A 12419-nucleotide genomic window follows, 5' to 3' on the forward strand; every position below is an offset into this window, starting at 1 on the left:
CTGCAGGGCAACGCGCGCAGCTCTCCGATAGTCGACTGGTGAACCCATGTGGGAGAGCCGGATGCGGGAAATCCGCACGTCCGGTTCGAGGAGGGGCGTCCAGGGTGGGTGCAGCTAACCCACCCTGGCGTCTACTCTACCGGCCTCTGGGTGAGACAATCTGTTTCAGGTCCCTCCTGATGCGAAACTGCTACGGATGCAGATTCTGCAATGGATCATGCATCCTGCACCGGGATTTCGCGGAACCGGTCGGTGCGTTCATCGTGGAAACAGTTGCACGGAAACGACTTGCATCTGGAGGGAGGAATGGGAACGGATGCTGCCCTGTGATGGGGCACATCACTCAATCCGGGATCGGCGTGGAGGGCGGGGAAGGGCGTATGCGCTTGCGCATCATGCGTTTGCTTGACACCCCCGTCCACCTGACCTAACTTGGCTGCCTCCCTCGACAGTCAGGGCTGAATTCCGGCGCGCGGGCGATCTGCACCTGCCCGCGCGATTCCGTCACCAGACGTAAAGCAGGTCATGCCCCAATCCCGCTGGACGCTCATGCTCGTTCCGCACGACAACGAGCGCGTTCGCTCGTTCCAGGTGTCGGGAAAGAGCATTCGAGCCGCTGCCTCGGCCCTCCTGATGGGCGCGCTGCTGCTGGGCACCTTCAGCATCGCCTTCTTCGTCAAGCAGTCCAAACACGTACAGAACGCCAGCCTGCGCGCGGAGAACGACGCGCTGGCCAGCGAGGTGGACGAGATGCGAAAGCAGATGGAGGCGCTGGACCGCTCCATCGCCGCGCTGACGCAAAAGGACGAGGAGCTGCGCGTGGTGGCCGGGCTGCCGGAGATCGATCCGGACGTGCGGCGCGTGGGCATCGGCGGACCGGGAAGCACCGGCGGAAGCGTGCTGGCGCGCCTGAACCCCCGCGTGGGGCGCAAGGTCGAGACGACGGGGCAGGACCTGAGCGCGCTGACGCGCCGGGCCGCCCTGCTGCGCTCCAGCATGGACGAGGCGCTCACCACCATCGAGCGCAACCGCGAGCGCATGGCTTCTACGCCCACCATCCTTCCCGCCAACGGGCACCTTTCCTCGCTGTTCAGCGGCACCCGCTACCACCCGGTGCTGCGCGTTTCCCGGCCGCACAAGGGCATCGACATCGCCGCGCGCGTGGGCGAGCCCATCCTGGCCGCCGCCCGGGGCCGCGTGATCTTTGCCGGCAACCGCAGCAACGGCTACGGCAACATGGTCGAGATCGACCACGGCTACGGCTACGTGACGCGCTACGCCCACGCCTCGCGGCTGCACGTGCGCCGCGGCCAGACGGTGGACCGCGGCACCCGGATCGCCGACGTGGGCGCCACGGGCCTCACCAGCGGGCCGCACCTGCACTACGAGGTCGAGCAGAACGGCAACCAGGTGGACCCGCTGAACTTCGTGATCGGCGACGCGCTGCCCTGAACGGCGCGGGCGGGATGGACGGAGGACGAGGAGCGCCCATCGCGGCGCTCCTCTTTTTGCGCCCCGCACTGGCCGCAAACGCAGAATGGTGAAAGATTAAGGGCTCCGCGCCCGCGCACCGGGCCGGCAGGAGTTTCCCCGTTCATCGCGTGATGCTGAATCTCGCCGTCGCCTTTGCGCTCGCCGCCGCGCTCGACACCGTGCCACCGCCGCCCGCCCCGCGCGCGGCGGAGCCGGCGGTCGTGGTCCTGCGGCAGCCCGCGCTTCCCATCGTGGCCCTGCGCCTTTCGCTGCTGGCGGACGACCCGCCGGGGTACGCGGGCGCCGGGCACCTGATGCAGCACCTGATCCTCCCCCGGCTGGAAGAGCGCGTGGCGCGCGTGGGCGGCCGCGTGCAGGCCGTGCGCACCTCCGACGCAGTGGTCTACACGGTCGTTGGCCCCGCGGCGGAGCTGGGCTACCTGGCCGAGTCGCTGAACGCGGTGCTGCGCCCGCCCGCGGCCGGCACGGTGGAGATGCTCTCCGCCGTGGCCGCGCTGGGGCAGGAGCGCGGGGCCGAGCGCGAGATCGCGCCGCAGTACGTGCGCGCCGCGCTGCGCGCCCGGCTCTTTCCGGACGACCTCCCCGCGGCGGGGACGGAGTCGGCGCTCGCCCGGCTGAACACGGCGCGGATGGAGGCGGTCTGGGCGGCCATGTACCGGCCGGAGCGCGTCTCCATCGTGGCCGTGGGGGACGTGGAGATGGAGGGGGTGCGCCGCGCCTTCCGCGACGTGCCCCCGGCGAGCGGCGGAGGCGTGGCGCCGCTGGCCGACACGGTGCGCGCCTTTGCGGCGGACACGCCGCAGGCCACGCGCGGCTGGTTTGGCCGGGCGTGGAACGCGTCGGCGGCGGACCCGGCGGCGCTCACCGTCACCACGCGCCTCCTTCGCACCCACCTGCGCCGGCGGATGACACGCTCCGCGGTGGACGTGGAGCACTGGTGGACGCACCACGGGCAGGCGCTGGCGCTGGTGGTGGCCACCGCCGATTCGCTGATGCCCGTGGCGCGGCGGACGGTGGAGGGATCGCTGACCTCGCTGCGCGGCAGCCTGGACGAGACGCTGGTGCGCGACGCGGCCGCCGGGGTGCGGCGCGAGATGCTGTTCTTTGCGCGGACGCCGGAGCGGATGGCGGACGTGCTGGGCGGCTTCGCGGACCGCGGCGAGGAAGCCGGGTCCGCCCAGCGCTTCTACGGCGCGGTGGCCGCGGTGACGGAGGCGGACGTGCGCGCGGTGCTGGACCTGCTGCTCGCGGCGGAGCCGGCGATCGTGGAAGTGCCCCCCCAGCGCCTCCCCCGCCAGTGACGATGCGCGTGAGATCGATGATCGGCGGGCTGGTGCTGGGCCTTTGGGCCGCGTGGCCCGCCGCGGCGCAGGACCGCGTGGTGGTGCGCCAGGAGCCGGGGACACCCGTCGTGGCCGCGGAGGTGCTGATCGCGGTGGGGCCGGCGGACGAGGCGTCGGGGAAGGAGGGGATCACCTACCTGACCGCCCGCGCGGTGACGGCGCCGATCCTTCCCGTCCTGGACTCGCTGACGGCGCAGCTGACGGTGCAGCAGCACAAGGATGCGGTGTCGTTCACCGTGATCGCCGCGCCGGACAACTGGGAAGAGGCCACGCGCACCCTGCTGGTGGCGCTGTTCCGCGACCCGGTGGACAGCCTGGCCACGGTGCGGCAGCGCACGGCCACCGCGGCGGAGCTCGAGGCGCGCGAGGCCAGCCCGGCGGACGCGCTGGCCCGCCAGGTGGACGCGGCGGTCTTTGGCGAGGAGCACCCGTGGGGCCGCCCCGCCGTGGGGACGGCGGCCACCGTGGGGCGCATCGCCGTGGCGGAGGTGGACGCCTTTCTCCGCGGCGGATTTACGGCGGACCGGGCGATCGTGGCCATCGTGGGCCCGGTGGACCGGGACGCGGGGGACGCGCTGCGGGGGTTCATGGACCCGGGCCCGCTGCGGCGCACCGGGGTGGACGCGCCGGCGCCGTCCGCCGCGCCGGTGCGCCAGCAGTACAACTCCATCACGGCGTGGGTGGCCGCCGTCTACCCGTTTGGCGCGGACGCGGACGAGGAGGCGCTGCGGATGCTGGCGGAGCTGGCGGTGGAGCGTGTCTCGTTTGGCCCGTTGAGGCCGCAGGTGTACGACTCGCGCGCGGAGGTCACGCGCCACGCGGGCGGCGGCGAGCTGCGGCTGGAGCTGGTGGTGCCCCCGCGCGAGGTGGAGGAGTGGGCCGGCCGCCTTTCCGCCGCCGTCGCCGGCTTCGCGGACGAGGCGCTGGGCGACGTGCAGTTCGCGGAGCGGCTGCGGCGCTTTCGCGGCGGGCGCATGCTGGAGCTGGAGTCGCCCGAGGCGCGGGCGCGGGTGCTTGCGCGGCAGGTGCTGATCACCGGCCGTACCACCGGCGGCCTTGCCGACCTGGACGGCCTGACCGCCGAGCGCCTGCACCAGGCCGCCCGCTCGCTCTCGGACCCGGTGATCGTCTTCCTGGGCCCCTTCGTGGAAGAGGAAGGCGAAGGCGGCGGCACGGACTGACGCCGCCGCCGTTTCCGGTTGATGCAAAAGCGAGAGGCTCCGCGCGGTGCGGAGCCTCTCGCTTTTTCGTCATACCGACTCCGAAAAACAACATCGAAAGGTGCAGAGGGGCAGAGAACAGCCAGAGGAGCAGAGGACGGGTTTCCTCTGTTCCTCTGGCTTTTGTCTGTCCCTCTGTACCCCCCGCTTTTCAAAGATGGGAGTAAAAACAGAGACGCATCATCCGAAGCGCGCTCGCATCTCAGCCATTACTTCCTCGGCAGGGATCGTCTCTACCGTTCCGTTCCGGATCTCTTCGATGCGCTGCTTGATTTCCTCTGCCCAAGCGGCCTCTCCCTCGGCGGGATCTTCATCCTCGTCATCTTCCTCGGCAGCGACGCTCTCATACAGGGCTTGGGCGATCTTGACTCGTTCATCAGGAGAAAGCCGTAGCGCTCGCTCTAGCAGCTGCTTCCACGTGGTGGACAACACCGTAGCCATGCGCGCTCCTCTCAAGGGTACGCACTCTAACGAGCCCGAGGGGTGTCCGTACGGTCCAAAATGGCCGTGGCGGGAAGTAGGTCCGTGAGCTGGCGCATGGGGAGCGGAAGTGATTCTGAGATGCCCTGGCGCCGGCTGCGGCCGTCGTGCGGCTTTGCCCGGTGGCGGGTGCGCAGGCTAGTATCACCGCCCCGGGCCGTTCCCACTTTACTTGGCGATGATCGAATGCCCATCGAGAACTACGGCGTGCTCAAGGGCCGCATCACCGAGTGCAGGGCGGAGCGCCACGGCCGCACGCCGCACTACCACATCCGCGTGCGCGCGGCGGGGGTGGACGCGCGCGTGTCCATCAACGTGCAGTCGTACGACCGCTTTCGGCCGGACCTGCTGTACCGCGTGGACGACGATTTTCGGCATCCCGTCACCCAGCGGCTGGCGGGGCTGGACGACGGGTGGCACGACGGCGTGCCCGGTCCGGACGGGCTGGCGGTGGACTACGTGCGCGGCGGCATGCTGCGGCGCGAGCAGATGCGCCCCCTGCCGCACGACGTGCCCGGCGCCGACAACGACCTGAACGACCGGCTGGACGCGCTCATCCGCAAGGCGTGCGACGACCCCGAGGTGCAGGTGTACGCGTTCGGCTCGGCGTGGGGGCCGGAGCGGTCGGAGCGCGACGACGTGTTCCGCTTTCTGCCCGGGCGCGGCGTTCACAACGTGCACATGAACCAAGGCACGCCCCGCCACGACAGGCACGCGTACGACAACGGGATCTGGCAGGACGGCGCCCTGCTTCTGCACCTGAAGCGCGAGCGAAAGTGGGTGGCGGTGTTCCTCGCCTTCCAGACGCAGCGGTGGGAGACGGACGCGGCCGGCTACCCCGGCAGGGGCGCGCCAGGGCGCGCCGATCCGCACGTGGCCTCGACATCCCGGCCCGGGAGCGGGCGCCGCCGCGTCAAGACGGGCGAGGGGGTGCGGATCCTGACCGCCGACGTCAACCCCGTCGGCGACGACCGCGGCATCGAGACGGTGACGCTGGAGAACACCGCCGCCATGGCCGTGCGCCTGGACGGCTGGCAGCTGGACAACGGCGAGAGCGACCGCTTTGCGCTGGATGGCGAGCTGGCGCCGGGCGCCCGCCTCGTGGTCCGGTTGCCGGTGGAGGTGGCGCTCAGCAACCGCGGCGGCCGCATCCTGCTGCTGGACGCCGGCGGCAAGGAGGTCGACGCCGTGATCTACACGCGCGACCAGGTACGCGAAGAAGGCCGCCCGGTGCGGTTCTGATCGCCAGTGCGGGCGCGGCTGCTCGCTGCGTCCAGGCTCCCGCGGAAATCCGCGGAAACACCTGTTATTCCGAGGAAGCGCCCACCCCGGGGCTGCGGAACATCCACGGAGCCAGGGGCGCGACGGAAGAATCTCCCGCCCCTCGCGCGGAACCCCTTCCCGGGCATGGCCCGGGAACACATCATGACGGAAAGATCCTGCCGTTCCCGAGATTCTTCGGTCGGCGCACAGACGAGATTGCAGCCGGAAGGGATGGGGCGCGCGCCTCCCTCAGAACGACACCATCCGCCGATGCTCTTTCCAGACGGAGATCAGCCATGGCGCGGCGGCAGCAGGGCGGCGATGCGCTCCCCCAGGCGCTGGAGGATGAACCAGTCGTCGGGGCTGTGATGGTCTTCGGCCAGCACGAGGGAGCGGATGAAGTCCACGTCGTGCCACGTGAACCCCAGCGGCTCGCCCCTCAGCGACAGCGCGGCGAGGGCCCGGCGCTCGCCAGCGCCGAACGCGCCCTCCGCCCGCAGCACGCCGCCGTCGCCGATCCGGGCTTCTCCACCCGCGGCGCGATACCGCAGATCCGCCCACTCCGGCGGGTTCAGCGCCGCATCGACGGGCTCACCGTTGCGCGACCTCTCGCGGTGGTACCACTCGGCGTACGTCTCCATCGCATCTCCCCTGCTAGAACGGCTCCCCCGTCAGGTCGGCCAGGGCATCCAGAAAGTTGCGGAAGGCGGCGGTTTCCTCGTTCTCGTGCTCACGGCCGCGCTCGTCAGGATACGCGTTGCTCCCTCCCGAGTCGATCACCCGGCCATCCGCGACGATCCGCAGCGACCACCCGACGCCGTCCACCACGCCTTCCGCAAAGTACCGCTCACGCCACCGCTCCACGCCGGCCTCATCGGCCGCGGCCCAGAAGGCGGTCCACTGCTGCTGCGTGGGCACCCTGCGCGCGCTGTCGGCGGGCATCGCGGGATCCCACTGCCCGCGCCGCACCACCACGGCGTCGCCCTCCACCCGTACCGTGGTCGACCCGACCCCATATCCACTGGTGGTGAACACGAATTCGTCCGGTACGCCCTCGCGGGGCAGCACGGCGCCGGCGGGATCGCTGCAGCCCGTGAACGCGAGCGTGATGGCGGCCGCGATCCACGCGCGGCGCAAGGTGGATTGAATCATGACCCGTCGGCAATGCGAGGAGGAATGGCGGGCACCCGTGGATTCCAGGCGCGCAGCGTCGGCATCCACCACAACGTCGCCAGCGGAGAATCCTGACAGCCGCGTTCCTGCTCGGAAGCACCTCGCCCGGTCGAGCACGTATTCGCCGGCTTCTGAACGGTGCGTCGAGGCTTCTGAGGACTCGTGGCTCCGCCTGCGAGCTCGCTCGCGGCGCCTGGCGGCGATGATGGTGGCGTGGCCGCCGTCCATCCACCAGGCCATGGGTGCCGCCACCTGGCGCCAGAGGGAGGCCTGCAGCCCGCCGCCATGGAACATCCGCGACGCATGGAGGTGTATCCCCCCAGCGTGCCGCGGGCGCCCTGCCCGCCGCACGCCGGCGGTGTTCCCGGTCCTCACGGGCGCCGCCGGCAGCCATCCGCGCCTCCGTCCGGGGTGCATCGGTCCCACGCCTCGACGGACCCCGCGCGTACCTCTCCCCATCCCCATCCCTGACGGAGCCATGCGAAACCTGACCCACGCCGCATCCCTCGTCCTCGCCGCCGCCGCGCTGGCCGCCTGCGCCGACCAGCCCACCACCCCCACCGCCCGGGCCGGCGGGCCCAGCCTTGCCGCGGCCGCCCCGTGCGCCGCGTCGCCCACCGCCGTGGCCACCGCCGAAGCCGGCCTGCGGGCCGCCGTGGCCGCCGCCCAGCCCGGCGACGTGATCGCCATCCGCGGCACCATCGAGCTCGCCCAGTCCGTCGTCCTGCCGACGCCGGGGGTCACCCTGACCTGCGCCGAACCGGGCGCCGGGCTGGCGCTGGGGGAGGGGAACACGGGCGTGCTGCTGGAGCTGGAGGCCGGGCAGATCACCGTCTCGGGCCTGCGGCTGGACGCGGAGTACGCCTTCGGGGCGCTCGTCGCGTTCAACGTCTTTCAGCAGGACTTCAGCGGCATTCGCGTCATCGGCAACGACGTGGTGTGCGGCTACACCCTCTGCGTGTTCTTCGTAGGTACGCGGGGCACGCAGGTGACCGACAACCGCTTCGCGGGCGACAGCACCAACACCGGCATCCAGTTCCAGTCCCCGGGCCGGCTTGCCGACGGCACGCCCATCAGTCCCGTGGACGACGTGGTGATCGCGCGCAACGTCATCGAGACCGACGACAGCTACCCGGCCGGCATCTACGGCGCCATCCGCGTGCGCGACGGCAGCAACGCCACCATCACCCACAACCAGGTCGGCGCCGGGTGGACCAACGGCATCGCGCTGACCAACGTGTACGACTCGCGGGTGGACCACAACCGCATCGACGGCGCGCTGTACTACGGGATCGACGTCCCCCAGATCGTCGCCCGTCCCATCGCGCTCAGGGGCGTCTCGTTCACGGGCAACCACATCACCAACTCGGGGCGCTCGGCGATCTGGCCCGCCCGTGCGTGCTACAACGTGTTCACCGGCAACAACGTCCAGGACAACGACCGCGGCGTCATCTTCCTGGCGTCCACCGGCGGCAACGTGTGGCGCGGCAACCCCGGCGAGGTGGAGGACCGCGGCGCGTTCGACTGCGACGGCGACGGGGACATTGATCCCAACCAGATCAGCGGCGCGCGCGCGTCCACGTCCACGGCGTCGGCGCCCGCCTTCTCGGTGAGCGCCGTGCCCGCGCAGAGTGCCAGCAACGGCCGCTACCCCGCGCTCCAGTAGACCGGCGGATGAACGTCCGCCCGCATCCCGGCTGTGGAGGCGGGCGGGCTCGGCTGAAAACACGGCTGCCCCGCGACGATCTCTCGCCGCGGGGCCGCCGTGCATCCACCGTAAACCGCCAGCCGGTCAGGCGCCGGCGCCTACCTGCGTGGCGACACGCTCGCCCGAGAGCGACGCGCGCTTGTCCGGGGTGCCGGCCGAGCCGGCGCCGGCGGAGGGCGGCGCCCCGGTGCCCTCGTCGGGCCAGGCCTGGATGGCGCCGTCCTCGATCCACGCGTACCGGCCCTTGAGCACGTCCTGGGCAAGCTTGTAGGTGGCATCGTCGGCGTTGCTGCCGATTTCCGAGAACAGCTGGCGAACGCGCATGCGCGAGCGCATGGCGAACACGTGCGCCAGGCGTTGCGCGTCACGCCCGTGCGGCAGGTCGCGCATGCTGTGCGCGCGCACCACCGCGCAGCTGATGGCGTACAGCTCGGCGCCAATGTCGACGAAGCGGCCCAGCAGCTTGCCCTTGCGCTCGAGCTTTGCCTGGTGCTTGCCCATGGCGTAGAACATCTCGCGCGCCAGCTTGCGCGAGGTGCGCTCCACGTAGCGCACGTGCCTGGCCAGCGGCCCGAACTCGCCGTACGCGCCGGGAATCTGCCCGCCGCCCACCAGCCGCTTGGGGAACCAGCCGGCGTACCAAAGGCCCGCCTTGGCCATGGCCGCGATCTTCTGCCCCGCGCCGATGTCCGGCTTGATCATGTCGCCGGCCACCTTGAGGTGCGTGTCCACCGCCTCGCGGGCAATGAACAGGTGCATGATCTCGCTGGTGCCCTCGAAGATGCGGTTGATGCGGAAGTCGCGCATCATCCGCTCCACCGCGATCGGCTTTTCCCCGCGCGCCTTCAGCGAGTCGGCGGTTTCGTAGCCGCGGCCGCCGCGAATCTGCATCAGGTCGTCGATCAGCTTCCAGCCCACCTCGGTGGTCCACAGCTTGGCGATGGCGGCTTCCAGGCGAATGTCGTTCTGCGCCTGGTCGGCCAGCGCGCTGCTGAGCTCGGCCATGGCCTCGATGCCGAACGCGTCGGCCGCCATGGCGCCCAGCATCTGCGCCACCTCGTCGTGCTTGCCCACCGCCTGGCCCCACTGCACGCGCTCGGCCGCCCACTTGCGCGCCACCTGCACCGCAGCCTTGGCGCCGTACGCCGCGCTCATGGGAAGCGTAAGGCGGCCCGTGTTCAGGGTGATGAGGGCCAGCTTGAGGCCCTTGCCCTCGCCCCACAGGATGTCTTCGCGCGGCACGCGCACGTTCTCGAACGTGATCACCGCGTTCTGCAGGGCCTTGAGGCCCATGAAGCGGCAGCGCTGGGTGATGGTGACGCCCGGCGCCCTGGTGTCGACGATGAAGGCGGTGATCTGCGGGATGGGCTTGCCGTTCTTGACCTTGTCGGGGGTGCGGGCCATCACCACCAGCAGCTCGGCCATGGTGCCGTTGGTGCACCACAGCTTGGAGCCGTTGATGATGAACTCCTTGCCGTCCTCCGTGGGCGTCGCCGTGGTGGCGAGCGCCGCGGGATCGGAGCCCACGCCCTCCTCCGTCAGCGCGAACGCACTGATGGCCCCCTTGGCGATGCGCGGCAGGTACTTCTTCTTCTGCTCGGGCGTGCCGAACAGCTTCAGCGGCTGCGGAACGCCGATGGACTGGTGCGCCGAAAGCAGGGCGGTGAGGTTGCCGTCCTTGCTGGTCACCATGCCGATGGTCCGCCCGTAGCCCACCTGGCTCAGGCCGATGCCGCCGTACTCCTCGGGGATCTTGAGGCCGAAGGCGCCCACCTCGCGCAGCTCCTGCACCACGTCCGCGGGCAGCTCGCCGGTGCGGTCGATCTCGTCGCTGTCCACCCGCTCGATGATGGGCTTGAGCTTCGCGATGTACGCGTCGGTCTTGGCCTTGTCCTCGGGCGACTGCTGCGGGTAGGGATGGATCAGGTCCAGGCGAAAGTTGCCCAGGAACAGCTCGCGCACAAAGCTGGGCGCGGTCCACTCCGTCTCGCGGGCCGCTTCGGCGACATCGCGTGACTCCTGCTCGCTCGGCGTCTGGCCGTTCTTGGCACTCATGTCGTCGATCCTCGGTGAGTTTCGGGCGTCGGCGGGCCCGGGCGTGGCAATTCGCGCGCCGGTCCAGTCTCCCGCAAATGTGAAGTTACGGCTGAGTGCGGCTCACGCAACAGCGTCCGGATTGCGGTGTTGCGGGCGGGGTGGATGGCGCGCTCCGACCGGCGGTTTGCGCGAGCCGCGGGCGCCCCCCTCTCCCGGCCTCTCCCCCACAAACTGCGTGGGGGAGAGGAGAATTCGATTGCGCTGTGGCGGGGTGAGGAGCGAGTCCGCCCGCGGGAGCGAATGAATTCGCCGCTGGAACCGCGCAAAGTCCGCCTGCGCGGACTCGGCGGCTCGGCCGTGTGCGGCGCCCCACGCGCCTGCGCGTCCGCAGCCGGAACCCCAATGCTCCATCGCGTCGCGTCCGCCCGCCGTGTCTCGGACTGGCGGCTACGAGCGGGCGAAGCCCCGTTCGGCGCCGCGTGAGCGGCGTCGAGACGGGGCTTTTCGCTTTCCCAGCAGCGGGTTTACCCGCTCATCCCACCCGCTCATCCTACCCGCTCATCCTCGCCGCTCATCCCGCTCCCGATTCCGCGACTCTAGTAATCGGCCTTCCCCCGCACCGCAGGCTCCTCCGGTGCCGGCGCGGGTGCGGGCGTGCGCTCGCGCTCGCGGCGCAGGGTCTCGCGGTAGGCGGCGTCGCGCTCGCGCTCGCGGCGGCGGGCCCAGCGGAAGACCCGCCAGGCGAGGTACGCCAGCAGCGCCAGCGGAATCAGCACGCCCGACAGCGCGATCATCCCCGCGATCAGGTCCACCAGGTTGCGCCACGCCTGCCCGAACGCGTCGCGGATGGGACGCTCGCCCGGGCGGCTGAGCGCGGTGCCCGGCTCGTGGAGGGTGATGGTGAGCACGCTGACGGACGCACGCGTGCGCAGGTAGCGCAGCCGCCCCTCGTACCGCTCGATCTCCTCGCGCACGCGCGCCAGTTCGCGCTCCAGGTTCAGCACCTCCTCCAGCCGCCCGGTGCGCCGGTCCAGCAGGTCCAGCAGCCGCACCTCGAGCCGGCGCGCGTTCGCCACGCGCGCCGTGACGTCGGTGTACTCCTCGCCCACGTCCTCCGCCGTCACGTTCACCTGCTCCACCCGTCCGATCGGCGCCAGCCCGCTCACCGCCCGGTCGAAGCTGCTGCTGGGGATGCGCAGCTCCACCGACGCGCGACGGTTCTCATCCGATCCCGAGCTGATGCTGGTGTTGCCCACCAGCCCGCCCAGCCGCAGCGCCAGCGCCCGCAGCTGCGCGATTCCCTCCTCCAGCGAATCCACCTCGATGTTCGCCGTCCCCGTGCGGATCAGCATGGGGTTCAGCGACACCGACGGCGCGCCCGGCACCGGCGGCATCATCGTATCAGCGGCGCTGATCTGCACCTGTGCGGCCGGAGCCTGCGGGGACGCAGCCCGCCCCGACTCCACGCCGGACGCCGTTCCCATGACCGGCGGGGGCGGGGGCTCCATCGCCGGCACCGCAACGTCCATGGTGACGATCGCCTGTTCCTGCTCGACCGCCATGTCGCGACTTTCGCGCTGAAGCCCACCGGAAGACTCGGCGGAGCTTTCGCTGCCGCCTCCGCAGGCGGAGAGGAGGACGAGGGTGAGGATGGGGAGGATCGATGCGCGTTTCATCTGCGGATGTCTGGTTGGAGGACCG

The 12419-nt window shown here is 70.9% G+C and carries 10 protein-coding genes; 5 read left to right on the plus strand and 5 right to left on the minus strand.

Features of this window, described 5'->3' with window-relative positions:
- The first annotated feature begins 525 nt into the window (after nt 1–525).
- The 3 genes from VGC13_RS06205 (at nt 526) to VGC13_RS06215 (ending at nt 4018) form a co-directional block, all read left to right on the plus strand.
- Nucleotides 526–1452 carry a M23 family metallopeptidase gene (locus VGC13_RS06205; RefSeq protein WP_331124355.1) on the plus strand — a complete coding sequence of 309 codons (927 nt, stop codon included), beginning with the start codon at nt 526–528 and terminating at the stop codon, nt 1450–1452.
- 152 nt (nt 1453–1604) lie between these two features.
- Nucleotides 1605–2795, plus strand: a complete 1191-nt coding sequence (locus tag VGC13_RS06210; RefSeq protein ID WP_331124356.1) for a hypothetical protein — start codon at nt 1605–1607, stop codon at nt 2793–2795.
- A 2-nt stretch (nt 2796–2797) separates the two neighbouring features.
- Entirely contained in the window at nt 2798–4018 is a 1221-nt protein-coding gene (locus VGC13_RS06215) for a hypothetical protein (protein ID WP_331124357.1), read from the plus strand.
- Between the two features lie 219 nt (nt 4019–4237).
- Here VGC13_RS06215 and VGC13_RS06220 read toward each other — a convergent pair whose 3' ends face one another.
- Nucleotides 4238–4498, minus strand: coding sequence for an addiction module protein (locus VGC13_RS06220; protein ID WP_331124358.1), 261 nt, complete (start codon nt 4496–4498; stop codon nt 4238–4240).
- Nucleotides 4499–4723: 225 nt separating this feature from the next.
- On the opposite strand from VGC13_RS06220, the gene VGC13_RS06225 reads away from it, so the two are divergent.
- On the plus strand, nt 4724–5779 hold the full coding sequence (locus VGC13_RS06225; protein WP_331124359.1) for a DUF2278 family protein: 1056 nt from the start codon (nt 4724–4726) through the stop codon (nt 5777–5779).
- 311 nt (nt 5780–6090) lie between these two features.
- On the opposite strand, the gene VGC13_RS06230 is transcribed toward VGC13_RS06225, so the two are convergent.
- Together VGC13_RS06230 and VGC13_RS06235 are read right to left on the minus strand one after the other, a co-directional pair.
- Complete coding sequence (locus VGC13_RS06230) at nt 6091–6441, minus strand: hypothetical protein (RefSeq protein ID WP_331124360.1); 351 nt, start codon at nt 6439–6441, stop codon at nt 6091–6093.
- 13 nt (nt 6442–6454) lie between these two features.
- Nucleotides 6455–6952 carry a hypothetical protein gene (locus VGC13_RS06235; protein ID WP_331124361.1) on the minus strand — a complete coding sequence of 166 codons (498 nt, stop codon included), beginning with the start codon at nt 6950–6952 and terminating at the stop codon, nt 6455–6457.
- A 499-nt stretch (nt 6953–7451) separates the two neighbouring features.
- Between VGC13_RS06235 and VGC13_RS06240 the strand changes: the two genes are divergently transcribed.
- Entirely contained in the window at nt 7452–8639 is a 1188-nt protein-coding gene (locus VGC13_RS06240; protein WP_331124362.1) for a NosD domain-containing protein, read from the plus strand.
- A 126-nt stretch (nt 8640–8765) separates the two neighbouring features.
- On the opposite strand, the gene VGC13_RS06245 is transcribed toward VGC13_RS06240, so the two are convergent.
- Together VGC13_RS06245 and VGC13_RS06250 are read right to left on the minus strand one after the other, a co-directional pair.
- On the minus strand, nt 8766–10736 hold the full coding sequence (locus tag VGC13_RS06245; protein WP_331124363.1) for an acyl-CoA dehydrogenase family protein: 1971 nt from the start codon (nt 10734–10736) through the stop codon (nt 8766–8768).
- A 578-nt stretch (nt 10737–11314) separates the two neighbouring features.
- Nucleotides 11315–12394: a DUF4349 domain-containing protein gene (locus VGC13_RS06250; RefSeq protein WP_331124364.1), complete on the minus strand. Its 1080-nt coding sequence runs from the start codon at nt 12392–12394 to the stop codon at nt 11315–11317.
- Between the last annotated feature and the right edge of the window lie 25 nt (nt 12395–12419).

Source organism: Longimicrobium sp. (assembly GCF_036399255.1).
Lineage (GTDB): Bacteria > Gemmatimonadota > Gemmatimonadetes > Longimicrobiales > Longimicrobiaceae > Longimicrobium.

Coding starts and splice junctions, on each gene's coding strand:
- VGC13_RS06205 (WP_331124355.1), top strand. CDS start 526: ATGCCCCAATCCCGCTGGACGCTCATGCTCGTTCCGCACGACAACGAG.
- VGC13_RS06220 (WP_331124358.1), bottom strand. CDS start 4,498: ATGGCTACGGTGTTGTCCACCACGTGGAAGCAGCTGCTAGAGCGAGCG.
- VGC13_RS06245 (WP_331124363.1), bottom strand. CDS start 10,736: ATGAGTGCCAAGAACGGCCAGACGCCGAGCGAGCAGGAGTCACGCGAT.
- VGC13_RS06225 (WP_331124359.1), top strand. CDS start 4,724: ATGCCCATCGAGAACTACGGCGTGCTCAAGGGCCGCATCACCGAGTGC.
- VGC13_RS06250 (WP_331124364.1), bottom strand. CDS start 12,394: ATGAAACGCGCATCGATCCTCCCCATCCTCACCCTCGTCCTCCTCTCC.
- VGC13_RS06230 (WP_331124360.1), bottom strand. CDS start 6,441: ATGGAGACGTACGCCGAGTGGTACCACCGCGAGAGGTCGCGCAACGGT.
- VGC13_RS06215 (WP_331124357.1), top strand. CDS start 2,798: ATGCGCGTGAGATCGATGATCGGCGGGCTGGTGCTGGGCCTTTGGGCC.
- VGC13_RS06235 (WP_331124361.1), bottom strand. CDS start 6,952: ATGATTCAATCCACCTTGCGCCGCGCGTGGATCGCGGCCGCCATCACG.
- VGC13_RS06210 (WP_331124356.1), top strand. CDS start 1,605: ATGCTGAATCTCGCCGTCGCCTTTGCGCTCGCCGCCGCGCTCGACACC.
- VGC13_RS06240 (WP_331124362.1), top strand. CDS start 7,452: ATGCGAAACCTGACCCACGCCGCATCCCTCGTCCTCGCCGCCGCCGCG.